Genomic DNA, 22,065 nt, shown 5'->3' with positions numbered 1-22,065 from the left:
ATTCAATGCAAATTAATAAATTGGTGCTTCGTAATATAGGCGCTTATTACGGAAACCTAAACAAGTTTGATTTTAGAACAACATCTACAAATAATGTTATCTTGCTAGGCGGTAAGAATGGCGCTGGCAAGACTACTATTTTGGAGTCTCTACGAATTGTACTATTTGGTTCGATGGCTTACGGATTTATAACTGATAATGAACCTTATTTTCGCAAAATACGCTCATTATTGAATCGCAGGGCTCTGCAAATAGGTGAGAATGATTTTCAGATTTTACTTGACTATATTTCTACGGAAGACCTCGAGGTCAATCATTACTCCTTAATTCGTAGTTGGAGATTTAAAAATCAAAAAATCAAAGAATACTTTTCAATTCAAAAAAACGGGAAACATTTAAATGCACAAGAAATTTCAGATTTCCAAAATCGACTGCGCGAAGAAATGCCGCCTCGATTATTTGAATTGTGCCTTTTTGATGGTGAAGAAATCTCCAAAATTGTTTCTGAGGAAAAGATTCCTGAATATTTAAGCGAGTCAGGAAAGATCCTTTTTAACTTGGATCTCTTTATGAACCTAGAAAAAGATTTACAAACTTACCGAGTACAATATGCTCAAAAAAATCTGGAAGCAACAAAAGAAATTGATGAGCAGAATAAATTGGGAACTGAAATCAGTGAACTAGAACAGAAGCTAGGAAAGACTGAGGAATTGATTTCATCTAGCGAAGGCGAAATTATAAATTTAATTGATCTGGTTAAAAAAGATAAAAAAGAGTTTGAAATTCATGGTGGTTTAGTTCAAGAAAGACGGCAAGAGCTGGTCACAAAAATAAATTATATTGAAAATACTAGAAAAGCCAACACCGATAAAATTCGTACTTTTGCAAATACATTACTGCCTTTTTATATTGCTCGTACACAATTAAAAGAAGTTGCTCGACAACTTTCCCTAGAGAAAGAGCATGAGTCTTATGAGTTTGTTGCATCAACCTTAGAAAAAAATAAACTTAATGAATTGCTAACCAATCTACAGAAAAATACGACATCTGCAATGATAGATATGGATCAGCTATATGAGGGTATTCTTAATTTAATTCGGCCTGAAAATATTCAATTACTCCACCGGGCTTCCTTTGAACAGCAAAGTGAGATTCATAGCTTGTATAGACAGATTCAAACTTTAGATCCTTCTAGTTTTATCCAATTATTTGATGCGAATACAAAGCTATTAGAAGAAGCACAGAATTTTAGAAAAGCTGTTGAAAGAAACGATCAGGCTAGTGAATTTAAAGATCTACTTGAAAGTATAGAAAATAAGACTAAAAGAATTGAGCAACTAAAGCTTACAATTGAGCTAGCTTCCAGTGAAGTAGACACTTTAAAAGAAAACATTCGAATAAAAACAACCGCTTCTAACAAGATAACAGAAAAAATTAGAGACTTTCATAAAGCTGAGAACTCCTTTGTTATGACTGAAAAACTATTAAATGTGAGCCAACGGTTTAGAGAAAGGCAATGGCGTAAAAAACTAGATGATGTAGCAAAAGAAGCTACAAAAATGATTAACATTCTCTTTAGAAAAAAATCATATATTGAACGGATGCATATAGACCACTCTTCATTCGAATTGCATCTTTACAATAAGGAGAAACAAGAAATTAACAAGGAACGCTTATCTGCTGGGGAAAAAGAAATGCTTATGCTTAGCGTAATTTGGGCAATGTTTCAAGTTTCAGGTTGGAAACTTCCTTTTGTATTTGACACTCTTTTTGGTCGTCTTGATCAAGATCACAAAAGAGCATTGATTCAACATTTTGTACCTAAATGCGGCAATCAAGTTTTGATGTTTACCACAGATTCTGAAATTGCCTCCGAACAATTTGAACTAATTAAAGATATTACTTCAAACTGTTACACGCTGGAATTTAATGAAACTTTGGAAGCAGCAGAAATCGTTCAAGGCCGATACTTTAATTTCACAAGGGAGAACACCCTCTTATGAATTTCACTTTAAAAACTTCCAAATATGCAAAAGATATACTTTTACAACTCCAAGCTTCTACAAGCATTACGCCGAATATATTAATTCGTTATGCAGTAGCTCTCTCTTTAAAGATTGGAGATTCCTCTGCTGAGCTTACACCTATCACAAAAGATTTTACTGATGGGCTTTCTCTTAACCGAAGTACAGTAACTGGCGAATACGATTATATTTTCCGTGCAATGATTACCCAAGCAGCAGGGAAAGAACTCTCAGACGAAGAGTTCTTTCCAGGTTATTTTAATGCTCACCTAGAACGCGGAATTAGAGCACTTGCTGCCGAGTATAAAAGTACTGGAAATTACGAAAAATTTATTCGTGCCTTGCTACTATAATTGAAAGTAGTGATATTATGCTTTATTTAGACAATAGTGCAACGACAAAAATTCATTCTGAAGTTCTAGAAACTATGCTACCTTATTTACGAGAAGAGTATGGTAATCCCTCTAGCAAGTTCTATTTACTGGCCGAAAATGCAAAAAAAGCAGTCTCCAAAGCACGTGAACAAGTTGCCGAACTTCTTGGGTGCGATGCTGATGAAGTTGTTTTCACCAGTGGTGCTACCGAAAGTAACAATATGATCATCAAAGGGATTGCCGACTATTACGGGAGACGAACAGATGTTAACAAAAATATGCTTACTTCAAAAGCAGAACATCCATCAGTTATTGAGACATTTAATTATTTAGAAAAGTATGACTTCCAGATTAATTATTTGGATGTAGATCAATTTGCTAGAGTGGATATTCAAAAAATAAAAGAAGCAGTTGTACATGACAGTCCTATGCTTACTTCAATTATGTGGGGTAATAATGAAATAGGTTCTTTAAATCCAATTGAGGATTTATCGTTAGTATTCGAAGAGAACGGTCTCTTTTTTCACACAGACGCTACCCAAGTTGTAGGAAAAGTTCCAATTTCTTTGAATAAACTTAAAGGTGTTCGACTCTTATCTCTATCTGGCCATAAGATCGGCGGGCCAAAAGGTGTTGGAGCAGCAATAATACGAAAACAATCCAAAGAGATCTTTACACGTCTCACTCCTCTCCTCCACGGGGGAGGACAAGAAAACAATTATCGGAGTGGTACGCTAGCTGTGCACAATATTGTAGGGTTAGGGAAAGCAGCTGAGCTTGCTCATAAAAACCTCTATAAAAATATAAAAAGGTTAAATGATTTAGAAAAGTACCTAACAGACATCTTTAAAACGAATTTAGGAGACAAAGTTAAATTTAATAGCGACGAAAAAAATAAAATTCCCGGCTTGATTAGTTTGCAATTTATTGGTGTTAACAATGAATTGCTTTTAAAAAAGCTCTCCCCTTTTGCAGCCCTTTCCTCTGGCTCCGCTTGCAGTTCTAGCAAACCTAGTCATGTATTAAGTGCTATGGGGAAATCGCTTGAAGAAGTCCGTCAAACAGTCAGAATTACTTTAAGTACGGATGTTAACGAAAATCAACTAGAATTATTTAGAGAAATTAAATAATTCATCAAATTTGTTCTGTACAAAAACCAGGTGAAAATAACTCCGGTAATTATATGACCGATTATTGGTAATTAATAAACAAAATAATAGTAGCTGCAAATTTAGTTCGAAGTGTGGAGTGCTTAGCGAAGCAACTTAAAACTCAGTGTTCCTGTGAGTGAGAAACTATGGGGAAATACTTAGTTTATTTGATTTAAGTGAATGAGTTAATTAAAGCAAAAAGACTCAAGTAGTTCCAAGTCTTTTTGCTTGTTCGCTCTTTTAAATAGAATTTATTAATAAAATATAAACACCTCAAACAGAGTTCTCACTATAAAAACAAACAAACTTAAATGAGATGTTTCGTTTCAAAATGAACTAAGGAAGAAACGATAGTACATCCTTTAAAGAAATAACATATATATCTGAGCTCCTCGACCCAAGGATTCCCAATCTATGTGTGCTTCCATGGAAAATCCTATTAGTCGGATTTACTGGAACAAGAGTATATGAAGTACTAGATATCTGAGGCGGAACCGACGTATCCCAAACCACTAACAAATCAATTTGATTTGGAGCTTTATTGGATTGCCGATTTAATTCGTTTAATAATCCACCAGCTGAGAGTTTGAATTCGACGCACAATTCAGGGTATATAGTTTGTCCAGCGTATAAATGTGCATGGTTATATTCTTCGTATCCCCGTACTCTTAGTTCTTGTTCTCTCAGTCTGCCAAATCCTATTGGATCTACAGGTTCTATGTTCCCCAATAAAGGCAAGTTATAAGTGTAACAAGCATCGTATACTTTTTCAGAGCCAGCTTGGTAAAGAACATTGTACCCCTTAATAATATCCTGAGATAGTAAAGCATAAAATAATGCTACTACTTCCTGTTCTGAATGAGGAATAGACATCAATGGTGAATATTTTTGAATTTTCGTTACTTCATTAGAATATCTTGTGTCATCTACCCTATGTTGTTCCTTAGCATTATTTATATCTAATTGAAAGTCAGGTATATTAAATCCATTTCCGCCGCCGGGAGTCGGGCCACGACCTATGTCTAAATCACGACTTGCATAGCTAGCAAAGCTATCTGATTCTCCAATTTGAGTTTGATTAATCAAGTTAACAACAGAAGAATCAATTAGATCAGCATAGTAACTTGTGATGCCTTTTCGTCCAGAGTCTAATGTATTACTTATATCGAGAGTGCAATCAACTATAACGTAGTACCTTTTGTATGCTCCACCTTTTTTATCCCATGAATCAAGTTTTATTCCAGTCGGCATACCATCAATAGATAAATAAATGCCACAAGAGATCTTTGCACCAGCATCTTGGATTTCATTCAAGCGTAATTGATCCTCTATATTGCCCAATCGTGTAGAACTTATAGCAGATAAATAAATATTACATTTAATAGGTGTTCTTTGGCCTATTGTAAAATCAGGAATATTATGCATCAAACCTCTGAATCCTCTTGTAAAGTTTGCAGCTTGGATTTGTGTAATATAGTTTGCAAATTCAAAAGTATTCAAAGCTATTTCTGGATGCTGAGCTGGATGGTAATATGAGTATGGAACATTTATTGATCCACTTTCTGTACCATTAGGAAACGTTACTTTAAGTGTAATATCAATTGGTACGATAGGTGGTAGTGAGAAAAGGGTTTTAGTATTTCCTATCGCAGTTTTAGTTCTCAAAATATAACAGAATCTTTCTAAATCACTACTATCATTAAGAATATTGTTGACTAGGTCTAATGCTGCAACTGCATCAAATCTCCTTTGATAGTCATCGTCGAACCTAAGGCTAATTTTAGTATTCCACTCCCCCATTTCAGGATCTTCTGATATTATTGCCTGATCAGGAAAGTTTGGAAGCGGCATACCCTCTAAACTTATCCAGTCGAAAATATTTGAAACTTCGTACTCAAAAGCATCTATTTCAGTGAATTTTCTACTTGTAACTGAAAGATGTCGACTAATAAAAGAAACAAATGTTAAACCATATCCCTTAAAACCGTAGTCTTGTTTGATTTTTTTTCCAGAACTTTTTGGTAGTAGAAACTTTACAATATTCTCTGATTCAATCCCAACACCGTTATCTAGAATAGTTAAAGTCTTAGTAATTGTATTAATTCTTATTTCAATCTTGCCAATATAGCTAGTCTCTGAGTATTCAGGGAAGCATTGATGAAATTCATTATATAGGTGATAGGTTGGGTCATTTATTAAACGATATCTTCGATTAATTGCATCCACTGCATTTTGAATTAATTCAGCATGAACATCCCAGAAGTTTCGATAATCTCTAAGAATACTCTTTACCTCTTCTTTAAGAGACATTTCAGGGTCAACCTGAGTTAATTCTTGATACTTAGATAAAAATCCAGATATTTCTGTTCCTTGAGTCAACTTTAATTCCTCCAAAATTTCTATTTTCCATCTTCTAAAACTCAATTTAATTGTCAATTCCCATTCATTTTTTTTGGTTCCATATTTATCTTTCTGGTTATCCTTATAAGTGTTTCCTTTATCATCGATCCATTCTAGTGGGCCAGCTGCCTGCCTTCCCAAAACTGAGGCCGACGCTCCACTAATACTTGAAAATATAGCATCCTCCGTAAATATATAAAAATCTCCATTTTCTTTTAAAACCTTAGAATCCAGAAGTTTCTGTCTCAGTTTTTTCCAACCGTCTGATATTGAATTAGATGTTGTCTTGTTACTTTGAGAGCCTGCTAATACTACATATCCCTGCTGAGACTCGATTAATTTAGCAAAAATATTTTTATTTTTTAATGTGTATACTTTCATCTTTTCTTCATCTTGCAATTCCCTACTTAATGGTTGCGACTCAATAATTCTCACTGTTGAAGGGATCAAAAATCTAAAATTCATTACTGGTAAAATCAATTTAATTTGGTCAAGAAAGTACTCCATATCAGAAATATCTGCTTCAGGTAATGAAGGAAGATCTGGTTGCTTATCGTTTTCAAGTTCTGCATTCTTATGTGTCCCTTTGTTAACATTTCATCTTTACTAATAAATCCGATAAATTCCGTAAATTCTCTGCCTACTAAATGTTGTTTCAACCTATTTCCTAATTTTTCTGCTTCTCCTATATAAATTCTTTCAGTATATATGGATAGCTTAGGATCTGATTTCAAGATATAGATACCTGGCTTTTCAAATTCAAATCTACTAATAACTTTTTGAATGTTTATTCGAGAAGAATATAACGCTTTACCTGACCAATTCCCAATTTCTACAGTTCTTGGGCCAATCTCTGTGCCATCTATTAAATAAATAGTTAATTTTTTCCCCAAAAAAACACCCCTAATAATTGAATGTTTTTCTATTCAATTTAATCGTTATATTTCATAAATTAGCTGTCCAGCTCCCAAAATGCACGATCTCTCATCCATATCGGTTGATCTGAACCTACTTTGACAATACTATAGTGCTTCTGCAAAGATTTAATTCTATTCATAATATTTTCTTCCTCTGCTTTATTTTGAGTACTAAATACCATCCTGATCTCTTTAGCAGACATTTCAGAAACGCTATGAACTATCCAAGTCAAGATATAATTCGCGTAATCGTTATCAGAAGTCGAAAAGTGGCTAAGGAATTGCGTAGATAAAATAGTACCTACACCATATTCTCGGCCTTCTTTAAGGATTTTTTTAATTGAAGTGAAGTTTTTACTCAAGAAGTTATCTGCTTCATCAACCAAAATCATTTTTGTAATTTCACGATAGTTCCCCTTAATCGCACTATGACCTTGCATTTGCATTTGGTTATAGAATACATCTAAAGTTATAGACACTACTAAATTTTGAATACTTTCGTTAAATCCAGACAAGTTAATTACAGTAATTCCTTCAACCATATCAAACAAAGGAATTGTTTGATCAGCAGCAGGCTCAAAAACTTCAGTATCATATAATTCCTTTAATGCAGCATAGAGACTATCGATCTTTACTCCTTCTCTTTGAGAATATAAATCGTAAATATCTTTAAAGGTTGGAGCTGGGTTGCTCCATGTTGAGCGATCCCCTTTAAGTATCCCTTTTTGAGCGTATGCATCCATAATTAAATCTTTCAAAGTAATGGATTGTACTGATCCTAAGTTAAAAGCCCTACTGATAGTATCAGTCAATGAATTGCTGGTGTGCATAGGTAATAAGGGCCTAACTGGTTCAGTAATATACAATGATAGCGGATTATATGGCAAATGATATAAATCATAAACCTTCGCTTTCGTTACATTAACAAAATCTGGTTTAATGTAGTCACCTTTATAGTCAAATATTAAGATTCCAATTGACGTACTGTGAATATTATCTGTACTATTCCGACAAAGTTGAGTAATTAATGATTTTGTAAATTGAGTCTTGCCTGTCCCCATTGTGCCAATAATACCTGTATTCGTATGCATGACTTTATCTGTAGTAGTCGGATACCATTTTATTTCTTCTCCACTCTGTGCATTATGACCAAACAAAATCTCCAATGGTTTTGTAGAAATTGATTTATGAGCGTCTACATCTTTTGACTCTAAGGTAGTTGATGCGACCTCATGATAACTAGATACTCGATATTCACCATTGCCTTCAGCTATTAACCGAATCGAATTTTCCTCGGTCTCATTGGTTTTTACGTAGTCACTTTTGGAATCATATAGATTAGAAAGTAATTGATCCTTGGGAATATCACCGTAATCACTTTGTATATGGTCTTTAATTTCCTCGATACTTTTCACAAGGAAGTCGTACCCGCTTTGTTCGGGATAATTAAATATTAATACATCCTCGGTCTTCTTTATATCAGTAAAAACAACATCTTTCTTAAATGAAATTACTGCACCATGCCCGATATACTCTTGCAGTGTATTACAGATTTGGTAATCATCATTTGAAAGTTTCTCTCTCAGATAGCTACTGGTTATATTTTGCCAATACTGTTCAGGCCAAATACTATAAAGTTTCATTTTTTCAGCACTTGAAATTGCCAATTGGATAAAGAAATTACGATACAATTTCGCTTTAAAAGATTTTTCATCGTTTAAAAATTCTACTAATAGTCCTTTTGTTTCTTTTACTTGATTAATTGCTTTATCATATACAGCAGAGGAGTTATTACCTATTTTCACTTCGACCGGATATAAATGCACAAAAAGTTTACCTTTTTGATCTTCTATACCAACTAATAAAAGATCATCACTATAAGACCCGAATTTCCCCAAATTTTTAGTCGAAAACAATCCTTCAGCTTGCTTTAATCCCGTACCTCCCGAGATTCGAAGTACTTCTTCCATTGAAATCGGAATCCAAATAATATCTCGATGTGCTAATGAGGCAAGCGCCAACTTCACTGCAGACAAAACACTAATTTTCTCTCTTGGAAATTGATTTTTTTGTGCTAGTAATCGTAGCAGCCAGTTTCCGTTTATAGCATTGAAAAAGTTAATGATTGGAGGTAAATCTTCTTTAGTACATTCAATATTTTGAGATTTTAAAAACTCTTCAATAAGACGCTCATATTGTTTAGAACGTTTAGTTACTGTTATAGCGTCAAATCCACTTGATGAAGTATATTGATCACTATAGTGAATAACTAACAAGTCTTTTTGAGCATCATCATTTTTAAAGAAACTTAAGTCGACTTTTGGCTCAATAAAGGTAACCCAGTGTGCTGAATCATACACTAAGTCCAGCTTCTGTTTATGAACAGCTGAAATTGCGGTGACAATATTCATATCTTCTTGGTAGTTGTCCAGCGTACGAGCAACACGTAACAATGAATTTAGCTTTGGAGCAATTGAAAGTAGATGAGTCTCTGATTTTCGGTAATACTTCGTACCGAATCCTGTTTTGTAATCATCATTTATAAATACAGATGGAATACCCGAAACCAACCCAAAAAGTGAAACCCCGGTAATCATTTCTGACGCATTACTCGTCGCGACCTGCTCAATTTTGCTCATTTGATAAAAAGTCACATGACTATATTCATATTCATTGGCTTGAACGTCTTTTGAATAAAACTTAACCTGTTCTCGGAAAATATTAAGAAGTTCTTCTGGATGGTAACCTTCCAAATCTAACTTCAGATTAAAAATCTTCGCTATTTCCTCAGCATCTGAATACTGCGACATTTCTTCAAAAACATTGTTGATTCTTTTTTCAGCATAGATGTGAAGTTCAATAGGTAATAAATCTATTTTTTCAATCTTGTTTTTAAGCTGACGTTTATAATATTCAAATAATCCCTGTAAAATCTCTTGGCAATCTCCCATGTTGATCGTGTTAATTTTTAAAGGAGCCCTATAATCTAATTCGAATAGATAAGAAAAATGCTCTGTAAACTCTACAATTTTCTCCTGCACAAGTTTACTCACAAAAAATTTAGAAGATTCAAATCTTGGTAAACTCTGATCAATATAGGTTAACCATTCAAATGAATCGCTGTTCTCAACAGCTTTAAACAATCTTGAATTATTAAATGAGACGTAAGGTAATAAGTTAGTTGGTCTTAAAGAACGAAGTAGTTCATCATTTATTACCTCTGAACCTATAAGATCGTTTAATTGTAACTGATATGCGATATTTAAGGGATGCAAAGGGGTGAAAAGCCACTCCGGATCTTTAGGACCCTTTTTAATGGTTCCGATCAACGCTAAATCTCTTTGCAAATAATCCAAAGATTGCCCATTCTCCAATTCATTTAACTCTTTTAAAAATGCGTTAACATAATTTCTGGCTAATGCTGTATATTCATCATTAAAAAAAGCCAAGCTCGGAAGCAAATCATTTGCTCTAAAAAATCTTAGTAAATCAAAATAGGAGTCTCTTAAATATTCTGATACTGAAATAACTTCAGGTATAATCTCTCCAGCTTCTTCACAAAAATACATGTGGTTAGACTCAATTAGTTTAAGTTCCCGTTCTAAGTTCTTTTTAAAGTCGCCCTGCGCATATGTCTCACGTGTACCTTGAACAATCTTCATCTTTTCATTCTCAAAGCGGTACACAAAATGCGCTTGTTTTTCCCTTTTTAATTTCCACACACTGAAACCACTTATCGGAGCAGGACGTTCCACTATATCCCTTAATGCAAAAGGAATTTTAGTATAGGGCAATCGTATTTCGAACTGAAGTAATTCTTCTTCATTAGCCATATCTGCATTTTTAAGGATAACTAGCTCATCAGACTCTGTCATATCAAACTGATTACTTCCTATCTCACTGCTAAGCTCTGCTTTTAGTACCTCGGACGCACCTTTATTTAGAATCCACTGATCATCATCAGAGTTTATTAGGATACACGAACCTTTAGATTTAGATAAATTAATTGTAAAAGAGGTTTGAATGGATTGAATTAATTTTTCTTTAGATTCAACGATCGCAATTCTAAAATCATATGTTTGAGATACTTCTGTTTTATACCTTAACCCATAGAAGCTTGTCTGACCGGGTTCATGATGTAAACAAACTTTGATTTTTTTTCCAGACGCTTCTGAGTCCAATTTGTGCTTCATTTCATTTTTATTAATATACTGATTTTTTATAAAATCATTAAAAGGGAATTCTAGTGTAATTGTTTTATTGAACTCAGGATTAAATACAATAATATTTCTTTTTCGTTGCTTACTTTTAGTTTCACCATCTGCTTTCTCCCAATAAGTCAGTCCTTCGAGAGATAACTTCTTATTAGGTTCAATATACTCAAGCCCTTTACCCTCAAGTTTTTTTTGATTAGAACGTCTAACCGTTCCAAAGTCAGTATCCTGCCATTCAGAAACTGATAGTGCTTTTACACCTTGTTCATCAAAATGTCTTTCTAGACCAACATCAATTGGTCCATACTGGTGAATCATTTCGACATCGCTAAACAAAGATTGATTATCTTTCAAGCGTTCTATAATCTGTTTATCCGATCTTGGAGTATGAAACAATTCCGAATCATAAAACAAACTAAATTCTTTATAATCATTTGCTTCTAATTTTTCATTATTTAGAACGTTCATAATATTCTCATAATCAAACAAAGTGATTTGTTCATGTAAGCCTTGTTGAGCCTTATTTGACTCCATAATGAATTGTAAAATTAGTTTTTCTTCTTTGGAAAGATTCGAACCCTTCATCAATTCCTGTAAATTTTTTTCAATAGAGCTAATGTGAAACGGCATTCCTTCTTTTGAAAATGAAGTCATTCCTTGCACCAAACTATCTAAACTAGAATTATGAATAAGCAACATTGCTTTATCAGTAAATTGTTCTTCCTGTGTACCTACTTTATTACGTAGAGTTGTCAAAAAATCCGGCGTAACCTCATGTATATTTGAAGCTATAAGAATTTTCACCGTATCATTCACTAAACATATCGTTTGAAATAACTCTTCCGCTGTTTGCATATAGAAAGGTTCTACATGATCTAATAAACCAACTTGCTCTACAAGATTCTCTACTTGTTCTGTTCGTTCAAATTGAATATGATACTTTTCTCCTGGCTGAACATTAATATCCGAAAAGAATTTTTGGATCTGTTGAGCTAGATAATTATAAAAATGCTTTGACATATATTGCATCCCCACTATCACTTTTTTTCTCAAGCAAATTAAGCTTTTCAAAATAATCTACAATAGCTGTTTGAGTATCACGATCAAAAATAATTCCTCTTGCTTCGAATTCTTCAAACAACTTTTTCAATCTTATTTTAGGCATGTCTTGGATAATCATTTTAGTAAAGAACAAAAGATAATCTGTATCTAAAATAAGCATCTTTCCAGATCTTCCTCGTGATTTAAGAAACGATTTTTGACAGAAATGTACAAACCATTGTTTATAATCATTATAAGGCTTAGAACGACCGGTTTGATTAAATTGATGATCAATCATATTAAAGAACAAATACATATTATTTAATACAGGAATATCATATGGGCGCATCACTGTACCCATAAGCTCCCATTTTATATCCCCAGAAAGCTTATTCTTGTACTCTTCCATCAGTTGAAAAACCTGTTGATCCAATATTTCAAGCTCTTCTTGAGGCATATTACGAATTCTGCAAGCGATATCTTGATAAGTATAAATAGAACCTCCATTAGAGAGATTAAGTACTTTCAAAAAATTAACATGTGAAAAAGTACGATTTATCGTTTTTTCCAATTTTCTCCAACCATACTCATAACTCACACGTGTTTTAGATAGTTTTTCTTCTCCTTCAAAAGTAAAATAAATAGGTTTAATTTCCTTTTCAAAAGGAGTAAACATCGCTTCGTTTCTTAAAGACAATTGACTAACATAGAAAAAATAGTAATAAGAAACCATTTTTTCGACCTGCAAAGTGAATAAATCACTCTTTGTAAGTAACCATTTGAAATCCTGAATAAATAGTTTTGAAATTTCGGGTAATAACATTTCATAATTTTTAGGTTTTTCCGTTATTTCACATAACTCAGGAAGTGATTTAAAAAGCAGATCACTCATAAGATCATAAGAACTTTCTTGGATATTTTCTACTGCTAATGGCTCTTCTTGGTTCCATAAAACATTGTATAGAAATATTGCGAGCTTTTTATTTTCATTTTCAGCAGTATTTATATAATATAAAGTCTTAGGATGAAATAGGTATAATTGATTGTGTTCATCTAAAAACAATGTTTTTATCATTTGCTTAAATACACTACGCTGATTCATATTTTCAAAATCAATCGTATTTAGTACCCTGTCAACCAAATCATCCGAGTTCACATCTTCAGGAAGTTTTTTCTGTCCGACTAATCTAATGAATTCTCCAACTACTTCTCTGAAATTATATTGTCTCTCTTTAAATTTCGTGTTATAAGGAAGAAATTCCAATTCCGTTTTAGGGTTGTGTCTAATAGAAGATGTAAATTTAAATTTTTCCCTAATCAACTCTGTATTTAAATAATAATTCATTATATTCACGTCTCCATAAACGAATATTGATCAAACGTTGAGTCGAATTTCAAACGATACCGAGTTATTTTGCCAAATTGCTTACTCTCAAACACAATCTCCTCTTTCTGATTTCCTATGCTACTTAGCCTACCAATGAACTCAACAAACTTAATAAATTGAAATTTATCTTTCTTATTTGGACGATATCCGTTTTTAATTCGAATTAACAAGGAATACAAAGAAAAATCTATATCAATTGAAGCAATCGAATCTTCTTCAGAGTAAACAGAATTTCTGGCTTTAAACTGTAATGTCATTACTGTTAGAAATTTAGATAACTCTTTTTCCATTAAAATAGTCGATCGATTAACGTGTGGTTCTACCTCTAATTTTTGTAAAGCATAATATTGCGTTTGAGGTTGTCCCACTTGAATATAAATCAGGTCCCCATTGCTTTCGCCATTCCATTTATATATGGCCTCTCTAACGTCTTCTCGATATAACTTAGAGAGCTTACCCCACTCCCGTTTATTCCAGTGGTATAAATTTTTCATGAACTGGTTATAGACATTATCTTGAAAAGAATGATGTTCCTCTTTAGGGATCAGATAATACAAATAAACAAACAATTTTATAATCATTTTTTTATATTGTTGATAATCTTTACTTTCTGTATTTCTCCATGGAGAATTCAATATAAAAGATCTTGCAAAATACGACATTCTATTAATATCTATATATTGTGCAAAAAGGTAGGCTCCATCTTTTCGAGACTTAAATTCAATGAGATATTGATCTAATTTTTCAGTCCTGATTCTTGTTGGATTAATTTGATGTATAGCGCGATGTATAGAGGAAGCATCAGTTTTCTCAAATAATTGGAATGCTAGCAAACAAGCTACATATGACTTAAAATTTTGATTTTGCACATATTCCTTTACTTGCGAATAGTTCATGTTTTCCATAGAAGATGGCACCAAAATGTTATATACAAAATCAAGTAAAGCCCGAGTGGATATAATTAATTTTTCCTTTACCATGGCTTGTATTAATAGATCAATAATCTTTTCCTGTATATCCTCATGCTGAAACAACTCGTAATTTTGTATAATGGGATTTTTCAAGGAAAGTTCTTTATTATTTTCGTAATCCCTTAAATAAGCTTGATAAAATGGATTATCATCAGATTTCTGAGTAATCTTTTGAAAAATACTCTTAATATAACTTGATTTTGGCCTTGCCTCAGTGAGTTCATAAATGTGATAATCGCTAAAATTCACAAATTTAAATGTATCATCATCAACTGCAGGAGTATCTTCGATTACAGTCTCTAGGATCCTTTTTTGATGTACATAATCTCGTAAACGAGAGAAAGATTTTCCTTCTTCGGAATCAATGAAGTTATTTAATGCCCCTAAGTTAATCGCTAAAACAATATTCTGAGCACCTTCTTCTCGAAGACCTTGATCAGAAAACGGTTTAAGTACGTTCGCCAGCGTTTCAATGGATGTCTTACGAGGTGAGAAACTTTCTGTAGCATCATTATGCAAATAAAAGCTACTTTTATCATTTAAGAAATCATATTTATTTTTCAAGTACGAAAGAATATGTGACTTCCCATCCCCTACTCCACCGCAAACCAAAATTAAATGAGCCTTTTCGGTAGAATAGGCATCATTAATCATTGTCTCTAATTCTACTTCTACCGGCCTTTGAACATGCATATATCTTTTAAACTCACTGAATTCATCTAGATTTTCTACAGCTTCTTTTGAAGATTGTTTACATCTTTTTAGAACATCAATAAAGTACTCATTTTTATTAGCATCCATAAATTAATTCCTCCACAGTTATACACTGTTTTCATTCACCTAAAATAATCCATACCGCCTACCAAAACAAGGATAAATTGAATCTAAAGAACTACTATTTCGACATTTTATAGCATATTCCTGCCATAATTTCTCTTTCAATTGAAAATAGGCTTATTTTTTTCATTTCACCATGTGTATCACTTGGCTAGACTTTAAGCGTACTGGAGCAAATAAGCCGATTTCTCATCGATTCACCCCGGACTGCATAATAAAAGAAGTCATAATACAACCTCAGAGGTATGTTGTATCCTCATCCACATCAATTAAAAACACCCGCTCCTGGAATCCGCCCCGTGCCTCGGCTTTGTCCGTCCGCAGCTTGTCCAGCTCTTCTGCATTCGCTCCATGTTCTTCTGCCAGCGCTCGAATGACTTCCAGCATATCCGCCAGCTCTTCCAGCGCATCCTGATCTTTGTCCGCTACAAAATATTCCTCGACTTCTTCACGAAGCTTGGTTCGCAGTTCCTGCTTGTATTCCTCTGGGTCCAAAATGCGTGTCCGACATTCCTTGCCCTGAGACATAATGAGGTGCGGAATTCGATCTCGTACCAGCTTGTTGTATGTAGGCATATGGAATACACCCTTTCTGTTATAGAACTTTAAGCCGTAATCCAACATATTCCTTTTCGTCATTATATCATTGGCTCAAAAAGAATCAGGTATTATTGATAAAAGATCTAACGATTCATTGAATGAATTTTCTTTATAAATAGATGGATACCGCTTAGACGGATCAGCTACGATTCGCTGTGACAGAGACTCTAGAATAGAGTCCGTTTTATAAAGCAACTTGTCTACTTCCCCCAGCTTCATCGGTTCTTTAGATACATCATCTTCTCCTGAAACCAGATAATGTACCGTACCGATAAACAGCACCATATCTAAATTGGGCTCAGCCTCTGTGTGAATTAAAGGAAACAGGTCAGTCACGGATAAACGAATATACAATGGAATGATTTGGTTTCGATGAACATAAATGGCCTTAGCCATAGAAAACATCGCTTGATCACAAAGAATGAGGCAATTTTGAAACTGATTATGGTCGCGCATCATCTGTGCAAGCTTGATCTGGTATTCGGCAAGCTTTTGAAAATCCATCATGCAATTGAATATGTAGGTGTCACTGTACTTAGGCAGTTTGAAATCGGAATCACTATGTAGTTGGGGACTTAAGGAGTAATGTTTCAAGGGGAATCAACTCCTGAATTAAAATTTCATAAACGAGGAATTTGCAAAAATCCCATAAGCGATTTCCAATGAACAAGATATGGATCGAAATGGTTTAGTTCGTCTATATCCTTGCACTTCGGAGCGACTGGTATCGAATTTTGCAAAATCCTGAAACAATGTGAGCAACATAGCACAATTATGTAACCATCAAGATGTATAATTTTCTAGCTACCGGACAAGCTTCATAATAAATATTACTATATAGTAGTTTTTAATTCAATTTACTTACTAACACTTATTAATTAGATGTAACTCTTTCTCTACACTTCTAACTAGAGGATTTTGCAAAATCCAATAAGCGACTTCCAATTAATAATATATAGATTGAGATGATCTCGTTCGTCTATATATTACATTTTGGAGCGATTGGAATCGAATTTTGTGAAATTCTTACTATAGAGAGGTGTAATCATGTCAGAACTTTTAGAATTAGTCGGTACACGTATTCGAGATATTCGAAAGTCTAAAGGGCTTTCCCAAGAAGCTTTAGCCGAAAAAGCAGGATTCAATTCGAGTTATATTGGATTCATTGAGCGAGCGGAGAGAAATATATCTTTGAAAAATCTGGAGAAAATAGCGAAGGCATTGAACGTGGGCGTCTATCAGTTGCTTACATATGTGAAGGACAATGATGAGCTTACCGAAGAAGATTCGAGTATAAAAACCATTTTGACTCTCCTAAGAACTCGTGAATCCAAAGATACTGAGCTGGCATTAAAGATTCTTACGGACATCTTTATAAGAATCGATGAACGATGAAACAAAAAAGGAACTGCGCTTTGCAGTTCCCCACCAACCTCTTACGACAACGCCAACATCGCTTTCATATCTTCCTCTGCGGTAGTAATTAGCTTCAAGCCAAACATCTCCACCAGTACATCCAGTACGCCAGAAGAAATAAACTCAGGCGGCTTCGGCCCAATGCGAATATCCTGAATGCCGAGGCTGAACAAGCCCAGCAGGATGGCGACCGCTTTTTGCTCAAACCAGGACAGAACAATGCTCACAGGCAGCTCGTTCACCGTACAGCCGAAAGCATCCGCTAACGCCAGAGCAATTTTCACAGTAGAACCCGAATTGTTGCATTGTCCCAAATCAATATAACGCGGAATGCCGGTATCTCCAACGGTGCCATAATCCACGTCATTAAAGCGGAATTTACCACAGGACGTGGTCAGAATAACCGTATCGTTCGGCAAGGATGTAGCTAGCTCGCGGTAGTAGTTACCGCCTTTGCCTGGTGCGTCGCAGCCTGCAATGACGAAGAAACGGCGGATATGCCCGTCTTTAACTGCCTGAATAATCTCAGGAGCCAGCCCGATAACCGTCTCATGATGATATCCCGTCGTAAGCACCTGTTCAGACTCTACATCTGCGGCTGGCAGGGCCAACGCGCGCTCGATCAGTGGAGCAAAATCGTCGTTCACAATTTTGGCAACACCCTCTAGTCCAGCAACTTCATAAGAGAAGAAGCGGTCTGCATACGTGCCTTTAATCGGCATAACACAGTTCGTTGTAGCAAGAATTGCTCCCGGGAACTCCTCGAACAGTCTGCGTTGATCGTACCAGGCTTTACCGATATTCCCTTTGAGATGTGAATATTTCTTCAATGCCGGATAGCCGTGAGCAGGCAGCATTTCTGAGTGGGTATAGATGTTGATGCCTTTACCCTCCGTCTGCCGCAGCAATTCCTCCAGCGCATACAAATTATGTCCGGTCACGACGATGCATTGGCCTTCGATTTTATTTTGGCTGACAGTAATCGGCTGCGGAATGCCAAAACGATCCGTATGCGCACGATCCAGCACATCCATGATCCGTACAGCCGCATTTCCGACCTTCATCGCCATTTCCAAATGCTCTTGTACATTAAAGTTAGAATTGGTTAAGGTCATATATAACGCTTCATGCGTGATGCGATCTACCTCAGGATCGCTATAGCCCAACTGACGAGCATGTGTCGCATAGGCAGCAATCCCTTTTAATGCAAAAATCATCGTATCCTGCAAGCTTGCTATCGTCTCATCTTTCCCGCACACCCCAACTACTTTACACCCGCCACTCGGCGTCTGTTCACACTGATAACAAAACATATCGTTTTCCTCCAAATATTGATAGATATTTGTTCGTTATCCCCAGCGTAACAAACCCCTGAATGCGTAGGTGTGATTACACACACATTTTTTCTTACAGTTTATTATGAGACAGTTTGGGACTCATCCCCCGTGCCAATTCCTACTCCACCGTGTCTTCTTGAATTCCACCGCCTTTACGGTACTGCACAGGGGACACACCCATAGTCTTTTTAAAGGCGGTGCTAAAATAGTGCTGACTGTCGTAACCCGTACGTTCTGCTATATCATAGATAGACAACGTCGTGGAATCCAGCAGTTGCACCGCTTTACGGATACGGGCACGCGTGACGAGGGTCACGAAGCTGTCGTTGAGCTCCTTTTTGAGCACACGGCTGAGATATACGGCGGATACTTGTAGCCGCGAAGCAAGGGCTTCCAACGTCAGCTCCCGATCGGCGTAACCTTCCTGAATGAGCTGCCGAGCCCGGCGTACGATGGGAGACAACTGCGATTCGCCATACACACGATCCCGACTCACCCGGTATGCGTCCATTGCGCCTTCCAGTCCACCCGCGTTGGACTCCACATGCGTATGAACCGCTATATTCAGGTAGCGTCCAATCGCCTGCTCCATGGAAGCGCCTATCGTCTCGGGTGCCTCCTGCCACAGGCATATGCCGATCAGTCCGTTCGCATCGCGGAACAACACATGCGGGCAGTCCTCCAGCAGTTCGCCAATAATATTTTCAGCGGCAAAAAGAAACAACTGGCGGTCATTCTCGCGCATAATCGTCTGCCGGGCCTCTGCCGCAGGCCACCGTACGACACCGATCTGAGCAGGCGGCCGCGATGGAAGCCGTAAAAACGCCAACTGCTCCATGACGTCTTTTCCCGTGTGTTGCCCTTCCAGCCATTCCAGGCAAAACCGCTGGCGCAGCAGCGGAATATTCCGTTCAATCTGTCCGGCGGCTTGTTCTACATAGGCGGCACGCTTGTATTCTTCGTCCATTCGCTGACGAAGCCGCAACAACGCAGCATGAAGCTGATCCGCATTTACCGGCTTCAAAATATAATCCTCTACGCCAAGTCGGACAGCCTCCTGCGCATAAGCAAATTCATCATGCCCGGAAATGATCAGACAGCGGCATTCCGGACGCTCTTCCCGCAGTCGCCGAATCAGTTCAATCCCGTCCATGAACGGCATATTCATATCGACCAGCACGATGTCGATATGAAGCTGACCCACCAGCTCCAGTGCTTCTTCTCCGTCCTCCGCCTCTGCTACCACCTCCATGCCCAGTGCCGCCCAATCTATGCAATCTCGTATTCCTTCACGAATGATCGGCTCATCATCTGCGATCAATACTTGGTAACGTTTTGCCGTCCCTATGGTCACTTCCGTTATGGCCTGGTCAATCAGACTCACCGTTGTCGAGTTGTCTGTGGCCTGTGATTTCGTCATCCTGACCCTCTCCTTTTTCATAAGGCTTCTTCAGTTGTGCCATATCCAGCAGCAACGGTTGAGTGATCGTCACGCAGGTACCTGTCCCTTCTTTGCTCTCCAGTACAATTCCATATTCCTCGCCAAAAGACAACCGGATACGCGCTTGTACATTCAGCATGCCATAGCTTCTGCCATGGGTACTAACTCCCTTTTGCTTCTGCTTTCCTTCCATCGCCTCCAGGGGTATTTCCAGCCATTCACGCAGTTCACGCAGACGGTCCGCCGTCATCCCTGCGCCATCGTCACGTACCGTCAGCAGCAGCTTGTCGCCCTCGGCTTTAGCTTCTACCCAAATCGTGCCTGGGCCTCGTCTGGCCTTGATGCCGTGATAAATCGCATTTTCCACTACAGGCTGAAGCATTAACTTCAACACGAACAGATCCTTTAGCTCGTCGGGTACATTCAATTCCCAGCGAAGTCGGTCACGATAGCGGGTTTGCTGGATTTGCATATAGCTCGATATGTGCTCAATCTCGGAGCGCAGCGGAATAAAGTCATCCCCCTTGCTCAGCCCGAGACGGAACAATCTCGATAGCGCCCCCACCATGTCGGACACGTCGTCTGCTCCATTTTTTCGAGCCATCCAGTGAATGGTATCTAGCGTATTGTATAGAAAATGCGGCTTAATATGCTCCTGAAGGCTACGCAGCTCGGCATCCCGTTTTTGTCGTTCCCTCAGTTCGCTAAGTGACATGAGACGGCGAATTTGCTCCAGCATCCGGTTAAAGCTCCGCCCCAGCATTCCAACTTCATCCCCACGGTCACTCCATTGGCGAACTGTAAGATCTCCTGTCTCTGCTGCCCGCATATAGGACATCAGCCGGAAAATCGGCTGCGCAATGGAACTCGACAATCGCAAGGATGCCGTTAATCCAAACAGACATACAATAAAAACAAAACAGACGACATAGAACTTAATTTGCCGCACTTCCAGTGTAGATTCGCGTGCCGGGAATACCCCCACCGTTCTCCAGCCCGTGAATTCGGAAGCCCTGAACATGAACAGCAATTCCCTGCCTCCAGCTTCACGGGTAAACATCCCGCTGTCACCTGCCCCGAACCATTGCGACGGAATGCGCTCAATCAAAGGCATATCCGGCCTGTACACGCTGCGCCCCTCAGCATCTGTCACCATTAAATACCCGCTTTTGCCCAAGGTTACGTCCCTGGCGGCCTGCGACACAGCCCTCAGCTTGAGGTCAATCATAATCACGCCTAACACATGTCCGGTTTCCGAATCCGTAACCGAACGGACGACGGAGACAATTTCACTATCCTTGTACCGGACATGAGTCGTTACATTACGGTGGCTCGGCTGTCCTAGCACAGTGAATATGCCTGCATGCTGCGCCGCCTGTTGGTACCAGCCTTCTTCCGTCAGGCTACGTGTGCTTCTAGCGTACATTTCGTTGCTGATATAGTCGCCTTTTTCGTTTACGATCAGAATCCCTGCAATTTCAGGATATAACGTAGTATAGCCCTGCAAAAATTGCTTCATTTCATATAGCGTATCCTGCTCCTGTACAGAACTTAATGCCTGCTTGGAGCTGAGAGCCTGATTTTGCACCGAGTTCTGTGTCTGCTTCCCCTGGTTTTCCGGCGTTACTATACTCGCATGACCCGCGTGGCCGTCAGCCAGCGTCTTCCCTTTCCAGAACTCTCCGATATCGGGGTTAAAAGCAATCAGATACGTCATGTTTTGCAAATTTTCCATTTTGGTGTCCAGTGCTTCGTTCACCTTGCCAATCAATTGCATCGTATGGTCTTCCACCTGCCGCTCAATAATCCGTTCCACCGTCCAATTGACCAGCAGGCCTAATCCCAGCGAAGGCACAATGCCAAACAACAGGAACAGCAGCATGAGCTGATAGCGTAAAGGCATATTGCGCAAGCGTAAGCGAGGCATCGTTTGGTGCACCCTTAAGTGGATACGC

The 22,065-nt window shown here is 37.5% G+C and carries 14 protein-coding genes; 4 read left to right on the top strand and 10 right to left on the bottom strand.

Annotation, left to right across the window (positions count from 1 at the left end):
- Positions 1-5: 5 nt before the first annotated feature.
- From dndD to KAI37_RS05275, 3 genes are read left to right on the top strand one after another with little or no spacing between them, the layout of a single operon-like run.
- Positions 6-2,003, top strand: a complete 1,998-nt coding sequence (gene dndD, locus KAI37_RS05285) for a DNA sulfur modification protein DndD (RefSeq protein WP_220030861.1) — start codon at positions 6-8, stop codon at positions 2,001-2,003.
- Positions 2,000-2,377 (top strand): DndE family protein, encoded by a 378-nt coding sequence (locus tag KAI37_RS05280; protein WP_220030860.1) that lies wholly within the window; start codon positions 2,000-2,002, stop codon positions 2,375-2,377. Before dndD ends, KAI37_RS05280 begins: the two co-directional genes overlap by 4 nt.
- 17 nt (positions 2,378-2,394) lie before the next feature.
- On the top strand, positions 2,395-3,528 hold the full coding sequence (locus tag KAI37_RS05275) for a cysteine desulfurase family protein (protein ID WP_220030859.1): 1,134 nt from the start codon (positions 2,395-2,397) through the stop codon (positions 3,526-3,528).
- Between the two features lie 357 nt (positions 3,529-3,885).
- Here the strand turns inward: KAI37_RS05275 and KAI37_RS05270 are convergent, their stop codons facing one another.
- The 7 genes from KAI37_RS05270 to KAI37_RS05240 all read right to left on the bottom strand — a co-directional run bounded on the left by KAI37_RS05270 (position 3,886) and on the right by KAI37_RS05240 (position 16,510).
- A complete protein-coding gene (locus tag KAI37_RS05270; RefSeq protein ID WP_220030858.1) occupies positions 3,886-6,456 on the bottom strand; it encodes a DUF4357 domain-containing protein in 2,571 nt (856 codons plus the stop codon).
- The gene (locus tag KAI37_RS05265) at positions 6,426-6,842 is read right to left on the bottom strand and encodes a GIY-YIG nuclease family protein (RefSeq protein WP_220030857.1); all 417 of its coding nucleotides are present in this window, start codon (positions 6,840-6,842) and stop codon (positions 6,426-6,428) included. Before KAI37_RS05265 ends, KAI37_RS05270 begins: the two co-directional genes overlap by 31 nt.
- A gap of 59 nt (positions 6,843-6,901) precedes the next feature.
- Positions 6,902-12,100, bottom strand: a complete 5,199-nt coding sequence (gene dptH, locus KAI37_RS05260; RefSeq protein ID WP_220030856.1) for a DNA phosphorothioation-dependent restriction protein DptH — start codon at positions 12,098-12,100, stop codon at positions 6,902-6,904.
- Positions 12,081-13,466, bottom strand: coding sequence for a DNA phosphorothioation-dependent restriction protein DptG (gene dptG / locus KAI37_RS05255; protein WP_220030855.1), 1,386 nt, complete (start codon positions 13,464-13,466; stop codon positions 12,081-12,083). The genes dptH and dptG overlap by 20 nt, the downstream gene beginning before the upstream one ends.
- A gap of 5 nt (positions 13,467-13,471) precedes the next feature.
- Positions 13,472-15,280: a DNA phosphorothioation-dependent restriction protein DptF gene (gene dptF / locus KAI37_RS05250; RefSeq protein WP_220030854.1), complete on the bottom strand. Its 1,809-nt coding sequence runs from the start codon at positions 15,278-15,280 to the stop codon at positions 13,472-13,474.
- A 273-nt stretch (positions 15,281-15,553) separates the two neighbouring features.
- Complete coding sequence (locus KAI37_RS05245; RefSeq protein WP_220030853.1) at positions 15,554-15,892, bottom strand: nucleoside triphosphate pyrophosphohydrolase; 339 nt, start codon at positions 15,890-15,892, stop codon at positions 15,554-15,556.
- A gap of 75 nt (positions 15,893-15,967) precedes the next feature.
- A complete protein-coding gene (locus KAI37_RS05240; RefSeq protein ID WP_220030852.1) occupies positions 15,968-16,510 on the bottom strand; it encodes a hypothetical protein in 543 nt (180 codons plus the stop codon).
- Between the two features lie 453 nt (positions 16,511-16,963).
- On the opposite strand from KAI37_RS05240, the gene KAI37_RS05235 reads away from it, so the two are divergent.
- Complete coding sequence (locus tag KAI37_RS05235; RefSeq protein ID WP_023987345.1) at positions 16,964-17,311, top strand: helix-turn-helix domain-containing protein; 348 nt, start codon at positions 16,964-16,966, stop codon at positions 17,309-17,311.
- Between the two features lie 41 nt (positions 17,312-17,352).
- Here KAI37_RS05235 and hcp read toward each other — a convergent pair whose 3' ends face one another.
- The 3 genes from hcp to KAI37_RS05220 form a co-directional block, all read right to left on the bottom strand.
- Positions 17,353-18,645: a hydroxylamine reductase gene (gene hcp / locus KAI37_RS05230; protein ID WP_220030851.1), complete on the bottom strand. Its 1,293-nt coding sequence runs from the start codon at positions 18,643-18,645 to the stop codon at positions 17,353-17,355.
- A 142-nt stretch (positions 18,646-18,787) separates the two neighbouring features.
- The gene (locus KAI37_RS05225; protein WP_071639799.1) at positions 18,788-20,089 is read right to left on the bottom strand and encodes a response regulator; all 1,302 of its coding nucleotides are present in this window, start codon (positions 20,087-20,089) and stop codon (positions 18,788-18,790) included.
- A complete protein-coding gene (locus tag KAI37_RS05220) occupies positions 20,040-22,037 on the bottom strand; it encodes a cache domain-containing sensor histidine kinase (protein ID WP_104411460.1) in 1,998 nt (665 codons plus the stop codon). Before KAI37_RS05220 ends, KAI37_RS05225 begins: the two co-directional genes overlap by 50 nt.
- Between the last annotated feature and the right edge of the window lie 28 nt (positions 22,038-22,065).

It is taken from the genome of Paenibacillus sp. S25 (assembly GCF_019454085.1).
GTDB lineage: Bacteria > Bacillota > Bacilli > Paenibacillales > Paenibacillaceae > Paenibacillus > Paenibacillus polymyxa_B.
Note: the sequence above shows the minus strand (reverse complement) of the source record. Positions and strands in the feature narration are given on the sequence as shown.